This window comes from Phaeobacter sp. JH20_37, from assembly GCF_048056015.1.
GTDB classification, from domain to species: Bacteria; Pseudomonadota; Alphaproteobacteria; order Rhodobacterales; family Rhodobacteraceae; genus Phaeobacter; species Phaeobacter bryozoorum.
Genome location: NZ_JAYMWW010000013.1, coordinates 1,074,459 through 1,099,704, shown reverse-complemented (window position 1 = coordinate 1,099,704; position 25,246 = coordinate 1,074,459). Strand labels below are relative to the sequence as shown.

At 60.5% G+C, this 25,246-nt stretch carries 22 protein-coding genes; 7 read left to right on the top strand and 15 right to left on the bottom strand.

Annotation, left to right across the window (positions count from 1 at the left end):
- Window positions 1–24: 24 nt before the first annotated feature.
- On the top strand, window positions 25–1,209 hold the full coding sequence (locus VWZ87_RS10075) for a phytanoyl-CoA dioxygenase family protein (protein ID WP_416535859.1): 1,185 nt from the start codon (window positions 25–27) through the stop codon (window positions 1,207–1,209).
- A 12-nt stretch (window positions 1,210–1,221) separates the two neighbouring features.
- On the opposite strand, the gene iolG is transcribed toward VWZ87_RS10075, so the two are convergent.
- From iolG to iolD, 5 genes are read right to left on the bottom strand one after another with little or no spacing between them, the layout of a single operon-like run.
- Window positions 1,222–2,208 (bottom strand): inositol 2-dehydrogenase, encoded by a 987-nt coding sequence (gene iolG, locus VWZ87_RS10070; RefSeq protein ID WP_416535860.1) that lies wholly within the window; start codon window positions 2,206–2,208, stop codon window positions 1,222–1,224.
- Complete coding sequence (locus VWZ87_RS10065; RefSeq protein ID WP_340544747.1) at window positions 2,202–3,041, bottom strand: class II fructose-bisphosphate aldolase; 840 nt, start codon at window positions 3,039–3,041, stop codon at window positions 2,202–2,204. The genes iolG and VWZ87_RS10065 overlap by 7 nt, the downstream gene beginning before the upstream one ends.
- Complete coding sequence (locus tag VWZ87_RS10060) at window positions 3,038–3,895, bottom strand: 5-deoxy-glucuronate isomerase (protein ID WP_416535861.1); 858 nt, start codon at window positions 3,893–3,895, stop codon at window positions 3,038–3,040. Before VWZ87_RS10060 ends, VWZ87_RS10065 begins: the two co-directional genes overlap by 4 nt.
- A gap of 11 nt (window positions 3,896–3,906) precedes the next feature.
- Window positions 3,907–4,899: a 5-dehydro-2-deoxygluconokinase gene (gene iolC, locus VWZ87_RS10055; protein ID WP_416535862.1), complete on the bottom strand. Its 993-nt coding sequence runs from the start codon at window positions 4,897–4,899 to the stop codon at window positions 3,907–3,909.
- The gene (gene iolD / locus VWZ87_RS10050; protein WP_416535863.1) at window positions 4,899–6,773 is read right to left on the bottom strand and encodes a 3D-(3,5/4)-trihydroxycyclohexane-1,2-dione acylhydrolase (decyclizing); all 1,875 of its coding nucleotides are present in this window, start codon (window positions 6,771–6,773) and stop codon (window positions 4,899–4,901) included. The genes iolC and iolD overlap by 1 nt, the downstream gene beginning before the upstream one ends.
- Before the next feature lie 119 nt (window positions 6,774–6,892).
- Here iolD and VWZ87_RS10045 point away from each other — a divergent pair, with 119 nt between their 5' ends.
- From VWZ87_RS10045 to VWZ87_RS10035, 3 genes are read left to right on the top strand one after another with little or no spacing between them, the layout of a single operon-like run.
- Complete coding sequence (locus tag VWZ87_RS10045) at window positions 6,893–7,996, top strand: Gfo/Idh/MocA family protein (protein WP_416535864.1); 1,104 nt, start codon at window positions 6,893–6,895, stop codon at window positions 7,994–7,996.
- A gap of 22 nt (window positions 7,997–8,018) precedes the next feature.
- Complete coding sequence (locus VWZ87_RS10040) at window positions 8,019–8,912, top strand: sugar phosphate isomerase/epimerase family protein (protein WP_340544752.1); 894 nt, start codon at window positions 8,019–8,021, stop codon at window positions 8,910–8,912.
- Window positions 8,913–8,923: 11 nt separating this feature from the next.
- Window positions 8,924–10,081: a Gfo/Idh/MocA family protein gene (locus VWZ87_RS10035; protein WP_416535865.1), complete on the top strand. Its 1,158-nt coding sequence runs from the start codon at window positions 8,924–8,926 to the stop codon at window positions 10,079–10,081.
- 64 nt (window positions 10,082–10,145) lie between these two features.
- On the opposite strand, the gene VWZ87_RS10030 is transcribed toward VWZ87_RS10035, so the two are convergent.
- The gene (locus tag VWZ87_RS10030; protein ID WP_416535866.1) at window positions 10,146–11,147 is read right to left on the bottom strand and encodes a LacI family DNA-binding transcriptional regulator; all 1,002 of its coding nucleotides are present in this window, start codon (window positions 11,145–11,147) and stop codon (window positions 10,146–10,148) included.
- 225 nt (window positions 11,148–11,372) lie between these two features.
- Here VWZ87_RS10030 and VWZ87_RS10025 point away from each other — a divergent pair, with 225 nt between their 5' ends.
- From VWZ87_RS10025 to VWZ87_RS10015, 3 genes are all read left to right on the top strand, one after another.
- Window positions 11,373–12,323, top strand: a complete 951-nt coding sequence (locus tag VWZ87_RS10025; RefSeq protein WP_416535867.1) for a sugar ABC transporter substrate-binding protein — start codon at window positions 11,373–11,375, stop codon at window positions 12,321–12,323.
- Window positions 12,324–12,385: 62 nt separating this feature from the next.
- Window positions 12,386–13,507 (top strand): ABC transporter permease, encoded by a 1,122-nt coding sequence (locus VWZ87_RS10020; RefSeq protein ID WP_340544756.1) that lies wholly within the window; start codon window positions 12,386–12,388, stop codon window positions 13,505–13,507.
- A gap of 1 nt (window position 13,508) precedes the next feature.
- Window positions 13,509–14,294, top strand: a complete 786-nt coding sequence (locus VWZ87_RS10015; RefSeq protein WP_340544757.1) for an ATP-binding cassette domain-containing protein — start codon at window positions 13,509–13,511, stop codon at window positions 14,292–14,294.
- A gap of 63 nt (window positions 14,295–14,357) precedes the next feature.
- Here the strand turns inward: VWZ87_RS10015 and VWZ87_RS10010 are convergent, their stop codons facing one another.
- From VWZ87_RS10010 to VWZ87_RS09970, 9 genes are read right to left on the bottom strand one after another with little or no spacing between them, the layout of a single operon-like run.
- Window positions 14,358–16,274, bottom strand: coding sequence for a beta-galactosidase (locus tag VWZ87_RS10010; protein WP_416535868.1), 1,917 nt, complete (start codon window positions 16,272–16,274; stop codon window positions 14,358–14,360).
- An 8-nt stretch (window positions 16,275–16,282) separates the two neighbouring features.
- Window positions 16,283–17,155 carry an SMP-30/gluconolactonase/LRE family protein gene (locus tag VWZ87_RS10005; protein ID WP_416535869.1) on the bottom strand — a complete coding sequence of 291 codons (873 nt, stop codon included), beginning with the start codon at window positions 17,153–17,155 and terminating at the stop codon, window positions 16,283–16,285.
- Window positions 17,145–17,756 carry a 2-dehydro-3-deoxy-6-phosphogalactonate aldolase gene (locus VWZ87_RS10000; protein ID WP_416535870.1) on the bottom strand — a complete coding sequence of 204 codons (612 nt, stop codon included), beginning with the start codon at window positions 17,754–17,756 and terminating at the stop codon, window positions 17,145–17,147. The genes VWZ87_RS10005 and VWZ87_RS10000 overlap by 11 nt, the downstream gene beginning before the upstream one ends.
- Entirely contained in the window at window positions 17,753–18,730 is a 978-nt protein-coding gene (locus VWZ87_RS09995) for a 2-dehydro-3-deoxygalactonokinase (protein WP_416535871.1), read from the bottom strand. The genes VWZ87_RS10000 and VWZ87_RS09995 overlap by 4 nt, the downstream gene beginning before the upstream one ends.
- Window positions 18,727–19,497, bottom strand: coding sequence for an SDR family NAD(P)-dependent oxidoreductase (locus VWZ87_RS09990; protein ID WP_416535872.1), 771 nt, complete (start codon window positions 19,495–19,497; stop codon window positions 18,727–18,729). The genes VWZ87_RS09995 and VWZ87_RS09990 overlap by 4 nt, the downstream gene beginning before the upstream one ends.
- On the bottom strand, window positions 19,497–21,212 hold the full coding sequence (locus VWZ87_RS09985) for an IlvD/Edd family dehydratase (protein WP_416535873.1): 1,716 nt from the start codon (window positions 21,210–21,212) through the stop codon (window positions 19,497–19,499). The genes VWZ87_RS09990 and VWZ87_RS09985 overlap by 1 nt, the downstream gene beginning before the upstream one ends.
- Window positions 21,209–23,308 carry an alpha-galactosidase gene (locus VWZ87_RS09980; RefSeq protein ID WP_416535874.1) on the bottom strand — a complete coding sequence of 700 codons (2,100 nt, stop codon included), beginning with the start codon at window positions 23,306–23,308 and terminating at the stop codon, window positions 21,209–21,211. The genes VWZ87_RS09985 and VWZ87_RS09980 overlap by 4 nt, the downstream gene beginning before the upstream one ends.
- Window positions 23,305–24,153, bottom strand: a complete 849-nt coding sequence (locus tag VWZ87_RS09975) for a carbohydrate ABC transporter permease (RefSeq protein ID WP_416535875.1) — start codon at window positions 24,151–24,153, stop codon at window positions 23,305–23,307. Before VWZ87_RS09975 ends, VWZ87_RS09980 begins: the two co-directional genes overlap by 4 nt.
- A complete protein-coding gene (locus VWZ87_RS09970; protein WP_416535883.1) occupies window positions 24,153–25,091 on the bottom strand; it encodes a carbohydrate ABC transporter permease in 939 nt (312 codons plus the stop codon). The genes VWZ87_RS09975 and VWZ87_RS09970 overlap by 1 nt, the downstream gene beginning before the upstream one ends.
- Between the last annotated feature and the right edge of the window lie 155 nt (window positions 25,092–25,246).

Below are 25,246 nucleotides of genomic sequence, written 5' to 3'. Positions count from 1 at the left end.
GAAACCACGCAAAGGAGAACAGGGATGGCGGACAGAGCAGCAAGAAGAGGAGATACCTATTTCGACCCTGCCGGATCTGACTTGAGTGATTTTCGGAAGCTGGTTGAACAGGATTTGACGGCGGATCAGGTGCCGCTCGCGGGTGCCATCGTGAAGAATATCCCGATCTACGACATGGCGGCCCTCAGCGGGATGCTCGGCAACAGTGATGACCGGCGGCGGCTGATGGCGGAATGGGCGCAAGGTTTGCGCGAAGGGGCCGGCGTATTGGTGCTGAAACAGGCCTATCAGAACACGGCTGCTATCGACAGCGCGAGCGCGATATATGAACAGATCATCGCGCAGGAGAAGCTGGCCAATGGTGGCGGTGCGGATCACTTCGCGGCGGCAGGCTCGAATGACCGGATCTGGAACTCTCTTCAGAAACTCTGCGAGGCCGCGCCGGAGGTCTTCGCGCGTTACTTTGGTAATGTGGCGTTGGCCGCAGTTTGCGAGGCTTGGCTGGGGCCGAACTACCAGATGACGGCGCAGATCAATCTGGTTCGGCCGGGCGGTGAGGCCCAGCAGGCGCATCGCGACTATCATCTGGGCTTTCAAACGGCGGAAACATCCTCGCAGTATCCAGCCCATGTGCACGATCTGTCGCCGGTTCTGACCTTGCAGGGGGCGGTCGCCCATGGGGACATGCCTGTTGAAAGTGGCCCAACCAAGCTGCTGCCGTTCTCGCAGAGATACCGGGAGGGCTATGTGGCCTGGCGGCGGCCGGATTTCCGCGCCTGTTTCGAGGAGCGCTATGTCCAGCTGCCACTGGCCAAGGGCGATGCGGTGTTTTTCAACCCGGCTTTGTTTCATGCCGCAGGCGCCAACCGGTCGCAGGATGTCCAGCGCATGGCGAATTTGTTGCAGGTCTCATCTGCCTTTGGTCGCGCGATGGAAACCGTGGATCGGCTCGGCATGTCCGAGCGGCTTTATCCCGCGCTGGTGCAATTGGAGGCTGAGGGCGCGATGCCAGAGGCGGAGCGCGCCGCGGCAATCGCAGCCTGCGCCGAGGGCTATTCCTTTCCGACCAATCTGGATAGAGATCCGCCGACGGGAGGTCTGGCCCCGCAGACGCAGGCGGATTTGCTGCATCAGGCGCTGGCTGAGGGCTGGCCGCCCGAGCGTTTCAACGAAGCGCTGGCGGCGCAAGACGCGCGCCGCCGGGCATGATAATCTGACCTACTACAGTTTGACCGGTGTCCCCGTCTCAAGCGATTTGGCGGCGGCATCGGCCAACATCTGAGCGCGAAGCCCGTCGTCGATATTGGGCGACGGGGTGGTGCCTGCCTGAACAGCCTCGACGAAGCGGGCCATTTCGTTGCGATAGGCAGCCTCGTAGCGCTCAAGGAAGAAATGCTGCGCGGGCGCTGTCTGGAAGCCATTGGCCCCGGCAACCTCGACCGTGTTTTCCAGCATGTTGGCAGCGCGCAGCATCCCTTTGGAGCCATGTACCTCAACCCGCTGATCGTAGCCATAGGTGGCCCGGCGCGAGTTCGAGATCTGGCAGATCTTTCCGCTGGCCGTGGTCAGGGTGACGGCGGCAGTGTCCACGTCACCTGCCGCGCCAATAGCCGGGTCGACCAGGGCCGAGCCGACGGCGAAGACCTGAATTGGCTCTTCGCCCAGCAGAAAACGCGCCATGTCGAAATCATGGATCATCATATCCCGGAACAACCCGCCAGAGGTCTTGATGTAGCTGACCGGGGGCGGTGAGGGATCGCGCGACAGGATCGAGACGATCTCCACGTCACCAATCTCGCCTGCGCGCAGACGCTGCTGCAGATTGGCAAAGTTGGGGTCAAACCGTCGGTTGAACGCGGTCAGGAACGCAACCCCTGCCTCCGCCACCACCTTCTGGCAATCACGGATGCGGTCGGCGGACATATCGACCGGTTTTTCGCAGAAAATTGCCTTACCCGCCGCTGCGGCCTGATGGATCAGATCGTAATGGGTATCGGTGGGTGTGCCAATCACCACCGCGTCTACGTCCGCGCTGGTGATCAGCGCCGAGGCCTCGCGCACATCCGCACCGATCTTGCTGGCCAGCCCGCTGGCGGCTTCCGGCACGGCATCGGCGACGGCTGTCACACGCACGCCGTCCAATTGTCCCACAGAACGGGCGTGGACCTGACCGATGCGCCCGCAGCCCAGAAGGCCGATATTCAACATTGTGTTTCTCCCTTGAAGGCGCGAAGAACGCCGCGCGCCGCGGCAACGACCGGATCGTGGGTTTCCGACAGGATGCTGACCCTGTCAAAGCGGTCCGGGTCCCGGTTGACCGCATCGCGCATGGCGGCGCCGAAAGCCATGCGCAATTCGGTGCCGATATTGAATTTGCAGATACGCGACTCGCGGGCCAGCATTCTGCGCTGTGCGACCGGTACGCCGGAGCCGCCATGGATGACCAGCGGCACCTCGGTGAGGGCCTCGATGGCGCGGATCCGGTCAATATCCAGCCCGCCGTCCTTGTCCTGTTGCAGATGCACATTGCCGACAGAGATTGCCATCGCGTCCACGCCGGTTTCCAGTGCAAAGCGGCGGGCCTCTTCAGGATCAGTTCCTGCCGACCCTTCGCCGCCCGAGTAGCCGACAAATCCGATTTCACCCTCGCATGAGACACCTGCGGCATGGGCCATTTCGGCGATGGCAGCGGTTTCGGCGATATTGTCCTCAAGAGGTTTGCGAGAGCCGTCGAACATCACGGAGGTAAAGCCGCTGTCGATGGCAATACGGCAATCCTCTGGGGTGTAGCCATGATCGAGATGTGCAACCACCGGAACCGATGCGGCCTCGGCCAGATGGTGGAACATCTTGCCCAGGATTGGCAGCGGCGTATGGGCGCGACAGGATGGCCCCGCCTGCAAGATCACAGGCACGCCTTCGGCCTCTGCCGCTGCCACATAGGCGCGCATGTCTTCCCAGCCCAGCGTCACCAGCCCGGCGACGGCATAGCCATCGCGCAGGGCCGGTTGCAGGACCTCAGCCAGAGTTGCAACGGTCATTTGAACTTGGCCACCATATCCTTGATGCCGGGGATCGTTTCGACCTGATAGGCATGGGTTGGCTGGAAATACTGGATCAGGCTGCGCTGGCTCAGACCGCCAAGGATGGTGAAATAATACATCTCATATCCCGGCATCACGGCGCAGGGGTGATAGCCCTTGTCGATCATGATGGTGGAGCCGTCCATCAGTTGGTAAGCATCCCCCGGCTTGCCTTCTTCGCGTTGCAGGATCTGGACGCCGGAACCATGGTTGGGGCGGAAGCGGAAGTTATAGGTCTCGTCATGACGCGTTTCGATGATATTGCCATCGGCGTCCTTGCGATCGGTGTCGTGCTTGTGCGCCGGAAAGCCGGACCAGCCGCCTTGACCCACAGTGAACAACTCCGAAACCAGCAGGCGTCCGACCTTGTCATGCTGCTTCTGTCCGAGAATATGTTTGATCTTCCGGTGAGTCTTGGTGTCATCAGATCCGTATTGCACGAGGTCGATGCCATCCGCGCGGACGTCGAACGGCTCCAGAACCTTGTCGTATTTTGCACCGGCAACGAAGGTTTCCGTTGCGTCGGTGGTGCAGGTGATCGTGACCTTTGCGCCGACCGGGATATAGACGCCTTCTGGTTCGCCATCCCAGACGTCCGCGGTTCTGTTGCCGATCCCGGCATAGCTCAGACCTTCCACTTCGATATCCACGGTACCGGTGGCGGGAACGATGCAGGTCTCATATCCGGGGACCTGATATTCGAATGTCTGGCCCTTGGTCAGCTTGACGATGTTGAAATAGTTGAGCGGCACCAGATCGTTGTCGGCATCGACGATGGCTTTGTTCTGGTTGTCATGGGGGGCGATATGCATGGGGGGTCCTTTCAAATTTCGGTGGCGCCGGGGTGCGTTGCGAGGAACGCCTCCAGCGCAGCAAGATCGGGCATCGCCGGTGCGCAGCCGGGTTTGGCTACAACAACGGAGGCACAGGCGGAGCCGCGTAGAATGGCCTCTTTCGTATGGCGTCCTTCGGAAAGCGCGGCGAGGAAGCCGGCCATAAAGCTGTCGCCCGCGCCGGTTGGCTTCAGCGCATCAACAGGGTAGATGCCGGTGCGGATTTCCTGCCCGTCGGCAAAGGTGATGGCGCCCGCTGGACCCATCTTGTAAACCACGACGGAGGCGGTGGTTTGCGCAAGGCTGCGCGCCTTGGCGAGCCCCATGTCAACGCCACCGGCCATGAACCCGAATTCTTCGTCGTTGCCGACGATGATGTCGGACAACTCACCAGCACGCGACAGAACATCAGCGGCCACCTCGGCCGAGGGCCAGCTGTAGGGCCGGTAATCGACGTCAAAAATGATTGGTAAGCCCGCAGCGCGCGCCAGTTCAAAGGCGCGGAAGGTCGCGCTGCGCGATGGTTCGGCAGCAAAGACCGTGCCTGCGGTGATCAGCGCGCTGTATTGGCTGTAATCCACCGCCTCGACATCAGCGATGGTCATCTGAAAGTCGGCAGCGTTGTTGCGGTAGATAACGCTCTGGTGGTCTTCCACACGGCTTTCGTAGATCGCAAGCGATGTCCGATATTCGCCGGTGATGCGTTTCACGTGAGTCCGGCCGATCCCGTAGTGATCCAGCTGGTTCAGGCAATACCAACCCACGGCATCGTCTGAGACGCTGGTGACCAGCGCGGCACGGCATCCCATTTTGACCAGTCCAGCGGCGATATTTGCGCTGCTGCCGCCCATCGCCACCATCATGTCTTGGGCATCTTTTGTTGCGGTGCCTGCCGGGGTTGGACAAAGATCCATGCCCACCCGCCCGATGACCAGGAAGTTGCGCCCTGACAGATCGCCATGGGCTTTGGATGGGGTGTTCATCAGACCCCCCGCCGTTGTTTGCTGCGGCTGGATTCCCATTCGACATGGGCCTCCTGCACATCGGGATTGTTGGTGATATGCGGCGTGCCGACTTCCCACCAGGCGTGACCTTCCGTCGTCCAGCCCTCGTAGGCATCGACGTTCATCACGATGACGGTGGTTCGGTCGTTGCCCTGAGCACGCTTGAAGGCCTCTGCCAGCTCGCCCGGATTGGCGACCGTTTCCGCAATCGCGCCCATAGCGGCTGAATGCGCGGCGAAGTCCACGCCAAAGGCCTCAGGGATGGTCGGGCAATCGGCGAGAAGGTTGTTGAAACTGGTGTTGCCCGTATTGTTCTGTAGCTTGTTGATGACGGCGAAACCGCCATTGTCGAGCACGAGGATGATCAGTTTCTTTCGGCTCAGTACGCTGGAGTAGATATCAGAGTTCAGCATCATATATGAGCCATCGCCGACAAAGACGATGGTGTCACGCTCCGGCTCACGCTCGGTTTGGGCGATGCGAGCTCCCCAGGCACCGGAGATTTCATAGCCCATGCAGGAAAATCCGAACTCGACATCGACCGTGCCAGGTTCCAGCGTGCGCCAGTTGGCGGTGACCTCGGCGGGTAGGCCGCCCGCCGCTGCCACGACGCGGTCGCGCGGGTCGCAGAGCGCGTTCACCACGCCGATGGCCTGGGCATAGGAATTGGGCCGGTTGTCGCCATAGGATATATTGTCAGCCACATAGGCGACCCAGCTGCGTCGTTCCTCCTGTGCGCGGGCCACCCAGTCCTGCGGGGCGCTGTAGCCTTGGCAGGCGGAGCCGAGGTCGAGCAGGGCGCGCTGGGCGTCACCGACAACCGGCAATGCACAGTGCTTGCCTGCATCATGGCGTGCCGCATTGATCGAGATGAACTGGGCATCCTGCGCAAATGCGGTCCAGGAACCGGTGGTGAAGTCCTGCAACCTTGTGCCCACTGCGAGGATCACATCCGCCTCTGCCGCGATGGCATTGGCGCTGTCCGACCCGGTCACGCCAATCGGGCCGATGTTCAGCGGATGGGTGTCGCGCAGGTTGGCGCGGCCTGCGATGGTTTCTACGACGGGGATCTGATGGGCCTCGGCAAAGGCGGTCAGCTCAGCCACCGCGCGGCTGTATTGCACGCCACCGCCTGCGATGATCATCGGGCGTTTGGCACCGCGCAGCGCTGCTGCGGCTTCGGCAATCTCGGCGGTGTCCGGTGTGACACGGCGAATGCGATGGGTCTTCTTTTCAAAGAAAACCTCCGGGTAATCATAGGTCCAGCCCTGGACGTCCTGTGGCAGGCCGAGGAAGGCCGGGCCACAGTCGCCGGGATCCAGCATCGTGGCAATCGCGGCGGGCAGGGACTGGATGATCTGCACCGGATGGGTGATGCGGTCCCAGTAGCGCGATACGGGCTTGAACGCATCATTCACGCCAAAGGTCGGATCGTCGAAGTTCTCCATCTGCTGCAACACCGGATCGGGCAGGCGGGTTAGGAAGGTATCGCCGCAGAGCATCAACATCGGCAGCCGGTTGGCGTGCGCCAGCGCCGCCGAGGTCACCAGATTCGATGTGCCGGGACCGGCACTTGCCGTGCAGAACATGAAGCGTTGGCGCAGCCATTGTTTGGCGTATCCCGCGGCGGCAAATCCCATGCTCTGTTCATTCTGACCGCGATAGAGCGGTAGCGCCTCGCGCGCTTCATAAAGGGCTTCTCCGAGGCAGGTTACATTGCCATGGCCGAAGATCCCGAAGCCGCCGCCGCAGAGGCGCATTTCCTCCCCGTCGATCACAATGAACTGATTGGAGAGCCATCGGATGATGGCCTGGGCGGTGGTCAATCTTATCGTATTCGGCGGCGTCGTCATAGGCAGGGATCCCTGGGATGGTCGGTGGTCGGGTCGATTTGATCTTGCGAGATATCGAATCCCAAGATACAAGTTTTGCAACCGGTTGCAAATCGAATTTCATGGATTGGGAGGCCTGAATGACCGAAATCGGTATCGGAATTCTAGGCGGTGGGTACATGGGCAAGGCTCATGCCGTCGCGATGGCCGCAGTGGGGGCGGTGTTCGATACGTCTTTGCGCCCACGGCTGGAGATGGTCTGTGCCTCAACCCCCGCCAGTGCAGAGCGATATCGGCGGGCCTATGGCTTTCGTCGTGCGACGGATGACTGGCAGGTATTGGTCAATGACCCAAAGGTTGAGGCGATTGTGATTGCGACCCCGCAGCAGACACATCGTGCGGTGGCAGAGGCGGCCTTTGCGCTGGGTAAACCGGTTTTCTGTGAAAAACCTCTCGGCGCTTCGCTGGCGGACAGCCGTGCGATGGTCGAGGCGGCCCGGGTTTCGGGCTGTCCCAACATGGTAGGCTTTAATTACATCCGTACACCGGCTAGCCAATTTGCCCGCCAGTTGATTGCGGATGGCGTGATCGGCGAGGTCACCTGGTTTCGTGGCGAACATACCGAGGATTTCTATGCCGATCCCCATACCCCGGCGAGCTGGCGGACCAAAGGAGAGGCGAATGGCACGATGGGGGATCTTGCCCCGCATATGATCAATGCAGCGATAGCGCTGATCGGGCCGATAGCAGAGCTGATTGCTGAGGTTGAGACCGTCCATAGCGACCGCCCCGGTGGCCTTGTCACCAATGACGATCAGGGCCAGATGATGTGCCGCTTTGCCGGTGGGGCAATGGGGCAGATGTTTTTCAGCCGGATCGCGACGGGCCGCAAGATGGGCTATGCCTATGAAATTACGGGAACAAAGGGTGCGATCAGGTTTGACCAGGAGGATCAGAACGCACTTTGGCTCTACCTCAGCGAGGGCGAGGACGCTACCCGTGGCTTCCGCAAGATCCTGACCGGTCCCGCGCATCCCGACTATCTGCCGTTCTGCCAGGGCCCTGGACATGGCACTGGCTATCAGGATCAGATCCTGATCGAGGCGCGCGACTTCCTGCGCGCGATTGAGACACAGACACCGATTTGGCCGACATTCGAGGATGGCGTGGCCGTAAATCAGGTGATTGCCGCTGCCATGGCGTCGTCCAAGGCCCGGTCGTGGCAAACCGTATCAAAGTTCTAAGCATCTAAGAAAGCACTGCAAAATGACGATCAGAATTGGCAATGCCCCATGCTCCTGGGGGGTGGAATTTGCACAGGATCCCCGCAATCCGGAATGGCGCAGCGTTCTGAAGGACTGCGCCGATGCTGGCTACAAGGGGATCGAATTAGGACCAGTTGGGTATATGCCTGAGGACCCTGCGATCCTGAGGGACGCGCTCGCCGAGCATGATCTGGAACTGATCGGTGGCGTCGTCTTCCGTGCCTTCCACGATCCGGCCCAATGGGAGGATGTGCTGGACGGGGCGCACCGCACCTGCAAGGCGTTGAAAGCCCATGGAGCCGAGCATCTGGTGCTGATCGATTCGATCTCGCCGCGCCGTGCTCCGACTGCTGGCCGCGCTGATGAAGCCGAGCAGATGGATCGCGACGAATGGTCGGCATTCCGTGACCGGCTCGCCACCGTCGCGCGGATTGGCACCGAGGACTACGGTCTCACCGTCGGGATCCACGCCCATGCGGCGGGGTTCATGGATTTCGAGCCGGAGCTGGAGCGGCTTCTGGATGAGGTCGACGACAGGATCCTGAAGATCTGTTTTGACACCGGCCACCATTCCTACGCCGGTTTTGATCCCGTCGCTTTCATGAAACGGCACATGGATCGTATCAGCTATATGCATTTCAAGGATATCGACCCGAAGGTGAAAGCCGATGTGATCGCCAAGCGGACGAACTTCTATGATGCCTGCGGGCAGGGGATTTTCTGCAATCTCGGCGAGGGTGATGTGGATTTTCCGGCGGTGAGGCAACTGCTTTTAGACGCTGGATTTTCCGGCTGGTGTACGGTTGAGCAGGATTGCGATCCAACGCTGGATCCCGACCCTGTGGGGGATGCGCGGGCCAACCGTGAATATCTTGAATCCATTGGTTTCAACTAGGGGGTAACACCATGGCAAAGCTGAAGTGGGGCATGATCGGAGGTGGTGAAGGCAGCCAGATCGGACCGGCCCATCGTCTGGGAGCAGGGCTTGACGGGGCGTTTGAATTCGCCGCAGCGGCATTGGATCACCGCCCCGACGAAGGGCGCGCCTACGGTCAGCGGCTGGGGCTGGCCGCAGACCGCGCCTATGGCGACTGGCAGGAGATGCTGGAGGGGGAACGTCATCGCAACGACCGCGTTGATCTTGTCACCGTTGCCACACCCAATGCCACCCATTTTGAAATCACCAAGAGCTTCCTTGAAGCCGGTTTTCATGTGCTGTGCGAGAAACCGATGACAATGACCGTGGAGGAAGGTGAGGAAATCGTCAAAATCGCCAAGGCGCAGAGCAAGATCTGCGCGGTGAACTATGGCTATTCCGGCTATTCGCTGGTCCGCCACATGAAGGCGATGGTGGCGCGTGGTGATCTTGGAAAGATCCGCCTTGTGAAGGCCGAGTTTGCCCATGGGCATCATGCTGATGCGGCTGATGCGGACAATCCGCGGGTGCGCTGGCGCTATGATCCGGCTCAGGCCGGGGTTTCTGCGCAGTTTGCCGATTGCGGCATCCATGCGCTGCATATGGCCAGTTTTGTGATCGGGCAGGAACTGGAACGCCTTTCTGCGGATACGGTCAGCTGTATTGAGAGCCGGGTTCTGGAAGACGACGCCATGGTCAATATGCGCTTTGATGGCGGCACCGTCGGGCGGCTCTGGACCTCGTCTGTGGCAATCGGACGCCAGCATGGGCTGACCTTGCAGGTGTTTGGTGAAAAGGGCGGTCTGCGCTGGTCGCAGGAGCAGCCGAACCAGCTCTATTGGATGCCGCTGGGCGGTCGCTTGCAGGTAATCGAACGTGGTGAAGCCAACCTCAGCCCCGAAGCGGATCGCACCAGCCGCGTGACAATCGGCCATGCCGAGGGGATGCCTCTGGCTTTTGCCAATATATACAGAGATTTGGCCGAAGCCATCGGCGCGCGGAAAGCCGGGCGATCCATGGACCCGGCGGCGGATCTTTATCCACGGGCCGAAGATGGGCTGCGGTCCATGGCGGCTGTTTTTGCCGTCGCCGAAAGTGGCGCAACAGATGGCGCCTGGGTTGATGCCCGGCCGCCGATGTTTCGCTGACACAGTGGTCTAAGCAATCGCAGGGCACCCGGCAGCGGGTGTCCTTTTCATGCCTGGGATCGCTTCAGGATGTCAGCGGTCGCAATGTGCCGCGATCCACCACATGGCAGGGAAAGATGCGGGCTTCAGGATAGCGATCCGGCTCGTCGAGCATGGCAACAACCAGCTCGATTGATGAATTGACGATCTGTTCGATCGGCTGGTGGATGGTGGTCAGGTCTATGTTCTCCCAACGGGCCATTTCCATATCGTTGAGACCGATGACCCCGATGTCACCTGGCACCTTTAGCCCCTGTTCGCGGATCGCGCTGAGCGCCCCGATTGACAACACGTCATCCCCACAGAAATAGGCTTCGGCCGGGTCGTCCTGCAAAAGGCGCAGCATTTCCCGGCGACCGGCCTCAAAGGAGTAATCATCCGCAAAACTGTAGGAGGAGACGATATCCGGATGAGCTTCCATTTCCAGCGTGAATCCCTTCCAGCGATCCTGAGTCGAGGTCGCGCTCTGGGGGCCGCCCATGAAGGCCAGTTTGCCATAGCCGCGATCAATCAGCGTTCGCGCCGCCATTCGTCCGCATTCGACGTTGTCGATCCCAACCACATGCACCTGCGGCGTGGAGGAGGAGCGGCCGAAACTGTGAACTACAGGCACGCCTGCATCTCGAAAGGCCTTGGCAAACCCAGGCGGCAGGGTCGACGAGGCGACAACAACGCCGTCAACGGAATATTGCCGCAACATACGAACCGAGTTCTCGGGGTCGGTTTCGTCAGAGAGGTTGACCAGCAGCGGGCGCAACCCCTTGTCCTGAAGCCGTCGCGTAAACCGGTCGAAGACTTCGAGAAAAATCGGGTTGTGAAAGTTGTTGGACACCAGGCCAATCAATTTGGTCCGCCCGGTTGTCAGGGACGAGGCCAGCGCGTTCGGACTATAGCCGAGCTCCTGGGCGGCTTTCTCAACCTTGCGGCGCATCTTCTCCGATACCGATGCGCCATCGGTGAATGTGCGCGACACCGCCGAACGCGAGACCTGCGCCCGTTCAGCCACATCTTTTAACGTAACAGCCATTCTTGGTCTTCCCTCTGTCAGGGCCCGGCCGGGCCCATCCGCCTGTGCAACCGGCTGCGCACCGGATCAGACTATCTATCGCGGATCGGATTCAAGTTCAGCAGAAAAAATGCTGCCACAATTTGCAACCGGTTGCAAAAAAAATCGATTCGTGGTTATGCTGATCCCCGACGCGGATGGGACCGCCCGGACGCGATCGTGACGGTAAAACTTTGGGAGGAAAGAATGACGTCAATTTTCAAGACATTCCTGCTGGCGACAACGGTTGCAGCGGCGCCGATGATGCTGGCAACCACTGCCTCGGCAGAAGGCGAAAAATACATCCTTGTCAGCCACGCACCCGATAGCGACAGCTGGTGGAACACCATCAAGAACGGCATCGCCCTCGCGGGTGAGCAGATGAATGTAGAGGTGGAATATCGCAACCCGCCGACCGGTGACCTTGCCGATATGGCACGGATCATCGAACAGGCGGCGGCTTCCGGCCCCAATGGCATCATCACCACCCTGTCCGATTACGACGTCCTGTCCGGTCCTATCAGAGCAGCTGTCGACAGTGGTGTGGATGTGATCATCATGAACTCCGGCACCCCAGAACAGGCCCGCGAGGTGGGGGCTCTGATGTATGTTGGTCAGCCAGAATATGACGCCGGTCACGCGGCCGGCCTGCGCGCCAAATCCGACGGTGTTGGCAGCTTCCTCTGTGTGAACCATTATATCAGCTCGCCCTCTTCGACAGAGCGCTGCCAGGGGTTTGCAGATGGTCTTGGGATCGAACTGGGCGACCAGATGATCGACAGCGGTCAGGATCCGGCTGAGATCAAGAACCGGGTTCTTGCCTATCTGAATACCAACCCTGAAACTGACGCGATCCTGACACTGGGGCCGACATCGGCTGATCCGACAATGCTGGCACTGGAAGAAAACGGTATGGCCGGCGACATCTATTTCGGCACCTTTGATCTGGGCGAGGAAATCGTCAAAGGTCTGAAATCCGGTGTTATCAACTGGGGTATTGATCAGCAGCCCTTCCTGCAGGCCTATCTGCCCGTGGTGGTTCTGACCAATTACCACCGCTACGGCGTTCTGCCGGGCAACAACATCAACTCTGGCCCTGGTTTTGTCACCAAGGACGGCCTGGAAAAGGTCGAGGAGTTCGCGGGCGAGTACCGCTGACAATCTCCCCTAGGTGCGGGCGGCCGAAGCAATTTGGCCGCCCTTTTTTTAGAGAGAGTACAATGTCTGACGCACATACCCAATTTGCGGAGGACGAACGGATCAAGAGCCGTTCGAAGTTCCGCGAAGCCATGATCCGTCCAGAACTCGGCGGCATTATCGGCACCATCGCCGTCTTTACGATGTTTATTATTTTTGCCGGTGACAGCGGCATGTTCAACAGTCAGGGCGTGCTGAACTGGAGCCAGATCTCTGCCCAGTTCATGATCATTGCGGTTGGTGCCTGCCTGCTGATGATCGCAGGCGAGTTTGACCTGTCTGTCGGCTCCATGATCGGTTTTACCGGCATGTTGATCGCAATCTTCAGCGTGACGCTGGGCTGGCCGGTCTGGCTTGCGATCCTGGTGACTTTTGTGCTGGCGATGGCGATCGGGGCATTGAACGGCTTTATCGTGGTACGGACGGGACTGCCCAGTTTCATCGTCACGCTGGCGTTTCTGTTCATTCTGCGTGGGTTTGCGATCTACCTGCCGCAAACCATTGAACGCAAAACCATTATCGGCGGCGTGGCAGACGCAGCTGAGGGTGATTGGCTCGCTGCTCTGTTTGGTGGCAAGATCCTGACGGGATTGTTCCAGTGGCTAGGTGACAATGGTTGGATCGCCGTTTTTGAACGCGGCACCAGAAAGGGGCAGCCGGTGGTCGACGGGCTGCCGATGTTGATCGTCTGGGCCATTCTGCTGGTTATCGTCGGACATATCATCCTGACCAAGACGCGGTTCGGGAACTGGATTTTCGCGGCCGGTGGCGATGCCGAGGCCGCGCGCAATTCCGGCGTGCCAGTGAACCGCGTGAAGATCCTGATGTTCATGTTCACCGCCTTCTGCGCGACGGTCTTTGCGACCTGTCAGGTTATGGAATTTGGTGGCGCGGGATCGGACCGGGGCCTGCTGAAAGAGTTCGAAGCGATTATTGCGGTGGTGATTGGCGGTGCCCTTCTGACTGGCGGTTACGGGTCTGTGCTTGGCGCCGCCCTGGGTGCGCTGATCTTTGGCGTCGTGCAGCAGGGGCTGTTCTTTGCTGGCGTCGAAAGTTCGCTGTTCCGCGTTTTCCTAGGGCTGATCCTGCTGTTTGCCGTGATCCTCAACACCTACATTCGTCGCGTCATCACGGGGGAGCGCTGATATGTCCATGTCTCAACCCTTGATCCGGATGCAGGGCATCGAGAAGCATTTTGGCAGCGTCATTGCGCTTGCCGGGGTTTCGGTCGATGTCTTTCCGGGCGAATGTCACTGCCTGCTTGGCGACAATGGCGCCGGGAAATCGACCTTTATCAAGACCATGTCTGGTGTGCATAAACCGACCAGAGGCGAGATCCTGTTTGAGGGTCAGCCACTTCATTTCGCGGATCCTCGCGACGCGATTGCCGCTGGAATCGCCACAGTACACCAGCATCTGGCGATGATCCCGCTGATGTCGGTCAGTCGCAACTTCTTCATGGGCAATGAGCCGATCCGCAAGATCGGCCCGCTGAAACTGTTTGACCATGAATATGCCAACCGGGTCACCATGGAAGAAATGCGCAAGATGGGCATCAACCTGCGCGGCCCGGATCAGGCGGTTGGAACCCTGTCGGGAGGGGAGCGTCAAACGGTTGCCATCGCCCGTGCGGTGCATTTCGGGGCCAAAGTGCTGATCCTGGATGAACCGACCTCGGCACTTGGGGTGCGCCAGACGGCGAATGTTCTGGCCACCATCGACAAAGTCCGCAAGCAAGGTGTTGCGGTTGTCTTCATCACCCATAACGTCCGCCACGCCATGGCTGTTGGTGATCGGTTTACCGTTCTCAATCGCGGGCAGACCCTTGGTACTGCAAAACGCGGCGAAATCACGCCAGAGGAATTGCAGGACATGATGGCCGGCGGGCAAGAGCTGGCGACACTGGAGGGGAGCCTCGGCGGTACGGTCTGAACCAATGTCGGCTCAGAAGATAACCACCCGCCGGGGCTTCTGCCCGGGCGGGTGGTTGTACGGTCAGTTGCCTCTTGCTCTGCGCAGAACGCCCGCAGGTGGCAGAGTGCCGACCTCGGTCTCTACCGCTTCAGCCAGATGATTGAACCAGAACTCTTCGGTCGCGGTCTGGCGCCGACGCACGCCCAGCGGCATCTTGCAGATGCGCAGCTTCGCACGTTTGCAAAGCATTGCGACAAGTTGATCCAGACCCGCCGCGTCCAGCCAGCCCGCGCAGTAGACTTTGTTTCCTGCGGCAACAGCCACGGGCTGACCGTTGGCCGTCTCGATCAGAGTCTCTCCCTGACCATCCAGTGTTTCCAGGTAACCGGTGACGGCCCCGTCGACCTGCGCCAGCGGCAGCGGCATATCCGGTCGCAGGCTCTCGACTGCGGCAACGACAATATCTAACCCGTCCAATGCTGGGGGCAGGGGGCTGGTCGGGATGTTGAAGTCCGCATCGCGCGCGCCTGTTCGCGGCCCATAGAGCACCTGAGCCGCCGCTGTTGCCAAGGCTGCGCGCAAATGGTCGGGGAGGTGCATCAGACCGGGTGCAAGGATCAGGGCGTATCCTGCAAAATCGGTCTGTGTCGAGGGAACAATGTCCACAGACAGGCCAGCCCGTCGCAGTGCACGGTAATGCGCCAGCACAAGGTCGAAATAGCTCAGACCCAGGCCATGTGGCTGCACCTGCCAGGCCCATTCGGCGTCATAGTCGAAGATCAGCGCCACGGGAGCTTGAGCCGGTGCCACCGCGCCCGCTGCGGCCAGTTCATCGGCAACCAGACGCACCTCGACGATGGCAGGGGCATCTTGGCTATCAGGACGCTGCAGACCGGCGTGAAGTTGTTCCTGCGCAAACGGCGCCTGGCGCCAGCGGAAATAGCAGACCGCCTCCGCACCATGGGCAAAGGCCTCCCAGGTCCAGAACCTGACCATGCCGGGCAGCGGTGCGGGATTGTAGGGGGCCCAGTTCACCGGTCCGGGTTGCTGTTCCATCACCCACCAGCGTCCGCGCCCGACGGCGCGATAGAGATCATGATGGAAGGCCTGAAAATCAGGGTCGCCCTGACGCGCGTAGCGGCGCTGGTCCTCGGGGTTGGCGCCCACTCGATCTTCGAGAAAGCCCAAAGGGTAGCTGTCCCAACTGGCGATGTCGAGATCCTCGCCAACCTTGTAGTGATCGAAATCGGTCACCCGCCCCATGTAGTTATGGGCAATCGGCGCATCGGAATGGGCACGCAGAATCTCGACCTGATCGCGGTTGAAGCTCACCACCTGATCCGAAGAAAACCGCCGGAAGGCCTGCACATGCGCCGGGTTCGGTTCGGTCACGGTCAGGTTGGGCAGGCCGATCTGATCAAAGCGATCATAGTTCATCGACCAGAAATCATTGCCCCAGGCACTGTTCAACGCATGAATATCGCCGTCATAACGCGCCTCTAGCCAGCGGACAAAGGCGATCTGTGCCGCCGGGGAATAGCTGATTGTTGTGTCGTGGCAACCGTATTCATTGTCGGTCTGCCAGGCGGCGATACGGTCACCTGGGCCATAACGTTCCGCCATCAGGGAGACGATCCGCCGGGCTTCGGCGCGGTAGCCCTCGTGACTGAAACAATAATGGCGGCGCGAGCCAAAACCGCGCGGTTTGCCGTCGGCGTCCAGCGCAAACATATCGGGGTGGCGGTCCACCATCCAGCGGGGTGGCGTAGCGGTGGGGGTGCCCAGCACCACCTTCAATCCGGCCGACACCAGCACATCAATGGCGCGATCAAGCCAGCCCCACTGCAGATCGCCGGGGCTGGGTTCAATGAGCGACCATGAAAACTCGCCAATGCGAACCCAGGTGAGCCCGGCCGCAACCATGCGCGCGGCGTCCTCCTGCCAGATGTCTTCGGGCCAATGTTCGGGGTAGTAGCAGGTGCCAAGTGTGCGCTGCATGGAGATCCTCAGAGAATGACGCGGTGTTCGCGCTGGCCTTTGGCCGTTGTTTGAATGCGATAGGTCCTACCTGCAGCCGTATCATTCAGCCCGTCTGCGGCGGTGGTAACGAACAGCTCTGACAGGGTGTCCCCGCCAAGCGAAGGGCAGGAGGCCTGGGAGGTTGGGATCGGATAGATCTCGGACAGCGCGCCGGTCGAGGTATAGACAGCGACACGGCCGGCCCCCCATTGGGCATTCCAAAAGCGGCCTTCGGCGTCGACAATCGCGCCATCAGGGCCAAAATCCTGGTTGCTGAGGTCGAGGAAGACCGATGCCGCGCCAACCGGCCAGCCGTCTTTGGTCGCCAGAGGCTGGCGCATGATCTTGCCGGTCGTTGTATCGGTGAAATACGCGCAGGATTTGTCAGGGGCAAAACAGATGGCATTGGTGATGGTTTGCTGTGCGACCAGCTGGCGCAATTCGCCCCGATAGTAGCGGTAGATGGCGCCAAGGCCGGGTTCCGCTTTGTAGCCCATCGTGCCAATCCAGAACCCGCCCCAGGGATCTGCGCGCCCATCGTTGGAGCGGGTTAGCGGCTGATCGGCCTCCAGATCAATCAGATGCGTGCGGGTACCGGTTTCGATGTCAAACCGCCATAGCGCACGGGCGCTGGCCATGATCAGGGTCTGATCATCGACCCAGCCTGCGGCGGAAACGCAGTCGTCGAACTGCCAGCGGATCTCCGTTTCTCCGGCAACGCTCAGCAGCTGTTTTTCAAGGATATCGAACCAGAACAACTGTTTGCGCGTCGGATGCCACAGCGGACCTTCCCCCAGCGTGCAGCGCGTTTCGCTGAAGACCTGCGCTGTCATGGGATGGAGCGCCGGATCACGTGCCATCGAAGGCCTCGTCGTAGGCCGCGACGGTTTCTGCAGCGAGGAGGGCGACATCTTCGACAGGGCGGCCGGGTTTGTAGAGAGAGGACCCCATGCCAAAACCGGTGATGCCTGCCCTGTGCCAATCAGCAAAATCCGCAGGCCCGACACCGCCTACCGCGTAGGTTTCAGCATCAGCGGGCAGGACCGTTTTCAGCGCCGAAAAACCGTCCAGTCCCAGTTTGAAGGCAGGGAAGAACTTCAGACCATCAGCACCGGCTCGGAGAGCCGAAAAACACTCTGACGCGGTGAAGACACCCGGATAGGACAACATGCCTGCGGCTTTGGTTGCACGGATCACATCAGGGTTGCAGTCTGGCGAAACCACCATCTGCGCCCCCATGGCCGCGAGTTGAGCCACTGCGCCGGTGTTGAGCACCGTTCCAGCGCCGACTGTGGCGCGCCCCTTGGCCTGATCCAGCATGGCGGCGATGCTGTCATAAGGCTGGGGAGAGTTCAGCGGCACTTCGATCTTGGTGATACCTGCATCCATCAGGGCATCGGTCATGGCGCGCGCCTCTTTGGGACGCAGACCGCGCAGGATGGCGATGATGTTACGGCTCATTGGGTTTGGCCTTTTTGCAGTTGGTCATATGCGGCGCATAGGCCCGCGAGTGTCAGGGATTCGGCGTCAACGCGACGGGGCTTGCACCCCAGCGCGGATAGGGCTGTTTCATAGCAGCGGGCCAGCGCATCTGTGCCGAGTATGGTGACGGATTGGTGAGACCAGTAGCCCCGGGTCGCGGCAAGCTCCGCACCGATCAAAAGCCCTGACAGGCGCGCTCTTCCGGTCTCCGCGTTCTGCCCGGACAGCAGCGCATCCGCACGGATACGAAACAGCTGTGCCGAGATCGCAGCCGGCGAGGAGAGCGCCTTGGCCACGGCCTGTTTGAACGCCTTTTCGTCCCAGCCATCCTCAGAGACGCAGTGTCGAAGTACGGATTGGCCTTGCAGCAGTGCGAACATCTCGCCGGTCATGAAGGTCGAGAAGCTGGTGACCTGGCCCCGATCCAGTTTGACCCATTTGCTATGGGTGCCGGGCAGGCAAATGACCTGAGGCGCGGTCTGATTGCTGTCTTGTGCGAGGTAGCCCGCAATCTGGGTTTCTTCCCCGCGCATCACATCCGCCGGATCGGTCGTCTTGATGCCGGGCAGCAGGTAAACGGTCAGGCGTTTGTCCTGTATCAGCGGTCGGGTCGCCTCGGCTATTCCCGGCGGGGGGCAGGGCGCGGTGGCATAAGGGGCCTCGGCCCAGCCCTGACGCGAACCTGCCATTCCGCAGCAGATGACCGGAACCGCCCGGACATCGCTGTTGCTACCGGGCGCCAGACGATCGCCAAGCAGGCCCAGCAGTGTCGGTTCATAGTCCTGCGGGCCAAGCCGCGACATGCCGCGGTCAGAGGAGATGCGGTCGAGGACCTGATTACGGTTGTCCATCACCCACAGCCGCAGCTGGCTCGTCCCCCAGTCAGCCGCAATCCATGCAGGCGTCGGGCCAGCTGGCATCATGTCAAAGGAACGGTTGGGATCGGCCGTCATCCTGTCACCACAACCCCGCCATCCACCACCAGCGTCTGTCCTGTGATCATGCGGCTTGTTGCCGAGGCCAGAAAAAGCGTGGAGCCGACGATATCCTGAGGGGCGAGATGATCCTTCAGGCATTGGCGATCGAGATGGGCCGCAAGCGCCTCGGGCGTGGCCCATTTATCAAGCTGCTTGTCGGTCAGCACCCACCCGGGCGCCAGCGCATTCACCCGCACATGATCCGGCCCGAACTCGCGGGCAAGGCTGCGGGTCAGGCCATTGATGCCTGCATTTGCAGTCGTATAGGCGGGGTAGCCGCTGTTGCCCATCATATAGCTGATGGAGGTGAAGTTCACGATTGACCCGCCACCGGCGGCCTGCATCCCTGGCAGCACAGCCTGACAGGCAAAGAAATAGGCCTTGAGATTGATCGCCTGTGCCCAGTCCCAAAACTCTTCGTCCACATCCAGCGTGGCGTGGCGCTGATCGTTGGCGGCGTTGTTCACCAGCGTGGTGATCGGGCCATGTGCCTCTGCCGCCTGCTCAATCGCGGATTTCAGCGCCGGGATATCGGTGATGTCGCATTGGATGAACAAGGGGCGGTTGCCGGTCTCGGCTTCCATCCGTTGAACAAATGCGGAGGCATCGGAGCGTCCGACAAAGGCGACCTTGGCGCCCTGGCGCAGAAACCCCTCGCTCAGCGCGGCCCCAATGCCGGAACCGCCACCGGTGATGAAAACCGATGCGCCCTTCAGGTCCGGAAAGATTGCAGTATCGCTCATCAGTGGCTCTCCCGTGTGACGGGGCGGGTGTCTTTGCCCACGAGAAAATCAAGATCAGCGCCTTTTTCAGCCTGAAGGACGCTGTCGACATAGAGTTTTGCATAGCCGCGCGTGTAATGCGGCGGCTCTGGTCGCCAGGCCTCCCGGCGCGCGGTCAGCTCTTCCTCCGAAACCAGAAGGTCAAGCATGCCGTTCTTTGCGCTGACCCTGATCCGGTCGCCGGTCTGGACCAGACCAAGGGGACCACCAGCCTGCGATTCTGGCGAGACATGCAGGATCACGGTGCCGAATGCCGTGCCGGACATGCGACCATCGGAAATGCGGATCATATCGCTTACCCCGTCGCGCACCAGTTTGCGTGGGATCGGCATGTTGCCGACCTCCGGCATACCCGGATAGCCCTTGGGACCGACACCTTTCAGCACCAGGATACTGTCCTTGGTCACCGGCAGATCGTCCCGGTCGATGTTTGCCTTCATCTCTTCGATGGTCTCGAAAACATGGGCGACACCTTCGTGCTCCAGCAAATGGTCGGTCGCGGCTGAGGGCTTGACGATGGCGCCATTGGGGGCGAGGTTGCCGCGCAGGACACGCAGGCCCGCGGCCGGTTTGACTGGGGTGTCAAAGGTCTTGATGACATCATCGTTGAAACATGCGGCGCCCTCGGCATAGGCTGTGATGTCGCCCCCCAGAACGGTGGTGTTGCTGCGCAGGCGCCCATTATCGGCAAGTTGCTTCAGCACGACAGGCATGCCGCCCGCATAGCAGAAATCTTCCATCAGGTATTTGCCAGAGGGCATGCAGTTCACCAAGAGCGGGATGTCGCTCCCCAGACCAAAATCATCCAGGGTCAGCTCCACCCCGACACGGCCAGCCAGTGCCAGAAGATGGACAACCGCATTGGTCGAGCCGCCAACCGCTGCATTGGCCATGATCGCGTTGATGAACGCATCGCGGGTCAGAATGTCGGAGGGTTTGAGATCTTCCTCCACCATTTCGACAATCCGCTTTCCGGTGAGATGCGCCAGCGCCATGCGGCGGGCGTCCACTGCTGGCAGGGCGGCATTCGTCGGCAGGCTCATCCCCATCGCTTCGACGAGGGACGCCATAGTGGAGGCCGTACCCATGGTCATGCACACGCCCTTGGATCGGCTCATCCCGGATTCAGCCGCCATGAAGTCCTGCAAGGTCATCTCACCCGCGCGCACCGCTTCGGAGAATTTCCAGACGTCTGTGCCGGAACCGATATCCTTACCCTGCCATTTGCCGTTCAGCATTGGGCCCGAGCTGACCACGATGGCAGGCAGATCGACCGAGGCCGCTCCCATCAGCTGGCCCGGTGTGGTCTTGTCACAACCGCCAAGCAGGACAACGCCGTCAATCCCATAGGCCCGGATCGACTCTTCCACATCCATGGCCAGAAGGTTGCGGAACAGCATCGCGGTCGGTTTCATCTGGGTTTCGCCCAGCGACATGACCGGGAACTCAACCGGGAAGCCGCCAGCCTCCCAGACCCCGCGCTTCACCCCTTCGGCGAGATCGCGAAGACCGGAGTTGCAGGGCGTCAGTTCGGACCAGGTATTGCAGATCCCGATGATTGGTCGGCCGTCAAAGGCATGATCGGGAAAGCCCTGATTTTTCATCCAGCTGCGGTGGATAAATCCGTCTTTGTCCAGTTTGCCGTACCAGGCGCGATTTCGTCTGTCTTTGGTCATAGGCGTGTTCCTTCAATCACCCAGATCGACTGTGGGAATGTCCAGGGCAGGGTGATCCCTTGGTGCATCAGATATTGGCCGCTAAGGGGGGCGGTGCCGGTTTTCAAAAGAGGTGAACCGCGTGACAGGCCGGGGGCATCCTCGCGGTTCAGCAGGCTGATTTCATATAGTGTATCCGGCTCTAGCCCGGTCAGGCGAAGCGGGCGGGGCAGGATCTGTGCGCTGGCCTCACAAACCCCGGCAAAGACGACAAACCGACTGCCATCCTCTGCGCGCTGTAGCTCTGCGATTACCGCCGGATCGTCACTGTCGAGCCGCAGAATATCGGCCCGCTGCATCCAGTGGCGGTTGTATTTCCACCAGGAAGTTACCTTGCGGAGGATGTCTGCCTCTTCTTCGGTCAGCTCGCGCGGGTCCATTTCAAACCCCATGTGGCGCTGCGCCGCGACCCAGGCGCGCAGGCGGATGTCTGTCACCCGGCCAGAGGTGTGGCATTTTCGGGGACCTACGTGGCTGCCGGTGACCACCATCGGCAGGAAAAGCGCCGCTTCATGCTGGATCCGCAGCCGTTCCAGCGGATCGTTGCTGTCCGAAAGCCAGACGCGATGGGTGCGCGATAGGATCCCAAAGTCTATACGCCCGCCACCCGAGGAGCAGCTCTCGAATTCCACCTTGGGGAAGTCTGCCCGCAGGCGGTCAAAGAGCGCATAGGCTGCCTCGGCCTGGGCGCTGTCCGGCTCGGGCAGGACACGGTTGTGGTCCCATTTCACATAGTCGATCGGGTGATCTGCCAGAACCGCTGCAATGCGGTCGTAGAGATAGGCCTGTACCTCCGGCAGGGCGATATTCAGTACCATTTGCTGGCGACCAAGCACCTGATCCAAGTCGCCCAGAACCCAGTCGGGATGGGCGCGGAACAGATCGCTTTCAGGATTGATCATTTCCGGTTCAAACCAGATGCCAAATGCCATGCCTTCGGCGTGGACATGGTCGATCAGTGGCATCAGCCCATCGGGGTATTTGCGCCTGTCGATCGTCCAGTCGCCGAGGGATGTGGTATCGTCATCACGTTTGCCGAACCATCCATCGTCCAGCACGAAACGTTCCGCGCCAAGGTCGGCCGCACGGGTTGCGATCTCGCAGAGCATGGCGTGATCGTGCTCGAAATAGACCGCTTCCCAGCAGTTGTAATGCACCGGACGCGCGCTCACAGGCTCAGGTGGTCGCAGGATCTCATCGCGCAGGTGGCGTTGGAAGGTGACAGCGCAGCCATTGATCCCCCGATCCGAGAACACCGCATAGAGTGGCGCGGTCTCAAAACGCGTGCCGGATGTGCGGCGGCTGCCGGTGGCGTGTCCCCACTGGATTTGGCGACGCCCGTCGGGGAGTTCCTCTGCCAGCATTCTATGGCCCCCGGACCAGCCGTAGTGGAAGGCATAGGTGGATCCTTGGCTGTTCGTGGCCCCACTGCAGGGCACAATCAGACCGGGGAAATGCTCATGCCCGGTGCGCCCTGTGGGGTTGTCCCTTAGCCGCGCGCCTGCGCTCCAGGCGGTGCGGCTGGTCTGAAATTCACCGATCCAGCGGCCATGGAAGTCGATCATCTCATGACTGTTCTGAGGTGCCGGAAAGACCGGAGCGGAGAGCCAGTTCACGCTGACGGGCTGCTCCGAGGTGAGAGCGGCCTGCGCAGTGATCATGCTGGTTGCAGGCGTCAGCTCAAACTGTGCCTGATAGTGCAGGCCATTATTGGCATCGCGATAGTGGAGTGTGAGGGTCCGAGTGCCTTCCTCCGCCCGCTCGAAGGTGAAGCGTGGCAGCAGTGCCTTGCCCGCGCCATCCGTCAGCGACAGACCGGGCTGGCCGGGGAAGGTGCGGCGTGCCTCGGGGCAGATCGACAGCGGCGGCACCTGATCCAGCATCCCCCCCGTCACATCCATGCGCGAGGCGGCGGCGAGCATGTCCAGATCGGTTCCATCGGGCAGCCGCGGTCCCCAGTAGATGACCTCTGCCAGATCGGTGCCACGGGCGGCGAGGATCAGGCTTTGGCACTGATCCTGAAGCGCCCAGCAGCGGATGTCTCTCACCGTGCTCACTTCACGGCTCCCAGCGTCAGACCGGCGATAAAGTGGCGCTGCATCAGGAAGAACATCGCAACCGGCGGCAGGGCCGCGACGATGCTGCCCGCGCTCATCAGATGGTACGCTGCCCGGTATTGCGCGTTGAAGGAAGTGATGCCTGCGGTCACCGGCTGGCTCTCGGCGCCCTGGGTCAGAACAACTGCCCAGAAATAATCATTCCAGATGAAGGTAAAGATCAGCACGCTGAGCGCCGCAATTGCGGGTTTCATCAGCGGCAATACCACGAACCAGAAGATCCGCCATTCCGCGACCCCTTCGACGCGGGCGGCTTCGATCAGCTCAAAAGGCAGGGCGCGGATGAAGTTGCGCATGAAGAGCGTGCAAAACCCGGTCTGAAAGGCGATATGAAACAGCACAAGGCCAGTTTTGGTGTTGTAGAGCCCCAAGTCCAGCGTCAGATCGCGTACCGGAACCATCAGGATCTGAAACGGCACGAAGTTGCCTGCCACGAACATGAAAAACAGCAGCAGGTTGCCACGGAATTTATACACGCCAAGTGCAAAGCCTGTCATGCAGGAGAGTGCTACGGCACCGATCACCGTCGGCACCGTGATCAGGACGGAGTTCAGTAGGTAGCGTGGCATGTCGGAGCCAAAGAAAACCTTGCCGTAATTGCTGGCGCCTTCAAACGAGCTCGGCATTCCCCAGTAGTTGCCGGTGGTAAAGTCCACATCCGGTTTGATCGAGAAGATGGCCACCGCGATCAGCGGCAACAGCCAAAGGACGAGCGCAGTCGGAACCAGGGCCTGATAGGTGGCCTGCCATCCGCGAGAACTGTTCTGAATGGGGTTCGGAAACATCAGCGGCCCCCTTTGTCGTCTTGGTACATGGACCACAGGAAGTAGGCGATGAAGCACAGCATGATCAGGAACAGCACCACTGCAATTGCTGCGCCATAACCCATGCGGAAGCCATATTCCGACAGGGCCTTTTCAAACATGTAGAACGACAGCACCCGGCTGGAGCCGAACGGGCCGCCGTTGGTCATGATGGAGATCAGATCAAAGCTGCGCAGTGCGCCGATGATTGTCACGACAAAGGCGACAAAGGTCGCCGGCCGCAGTTGCGGGATGATCACATACCACAGCATCTTGGCGCCTTTGGCACCGTCCAGCCGCGCCGCCTCGACCTGTTCGGGATCAACCGCATTGAGGCCCGTGAGGTAGAGGATCATGCAATAGGCCGTCTGCGGCCACAGGCCTGCCGCGATGATGCCATAGGTCACCAGCGTCGGATCCCCCAGCACATTCAACGGCCCAAGGCCAACCCAGCCCAACACTTGATTGAGCAGGCCAAAGGTCGGGTCATAGAACCAGCTGAACACCAGGCCGACAACAACTTGACTGATCACAAATGGAAAGAAGAACAGAGACTTGTATAGGCGAATGCCGGTTACGGTCTGATTGAGGAACAGCGCGATGAACAGGCCTGCCGGGATCGCCAGCAAATACAGCAGAAGCCATTTCAGGTTATTCCAGAGCGAGACCTCAAACGCGCGATCATCCATCAGCTCCCGGTAGTTTTCCATGCCGACGAACTGTGGATCACCGAGCCCGTCCCAGCGGTAGAACGACAGGTTGAAGCTCTGCACGATCGGGAAAATCACGTAGAAGAGAAAGAAAATCACGCCGGGCGCAAGAAAGAGCCAGGGCGCGAGGGTCTGACGATTGCGCCTTAGCCAGCTGTCACGGCTGCCTGATGCGCTGGCAGACGATCCGGTTTCTGGAGCGAGGTTCATCTCAGCCACGGGAATTCTCCCTTGTTTGTCGATTGATATCAGCCTGTCGACTGGGAACGGCCGATACGGTTCAGCATATTGCGCGCTCCGGTCCGTGACCGGGCTGCGCAGGGCCGATAGGCAGATCGGCCTTGCGCGTTGCTTTGGCCAGCAGC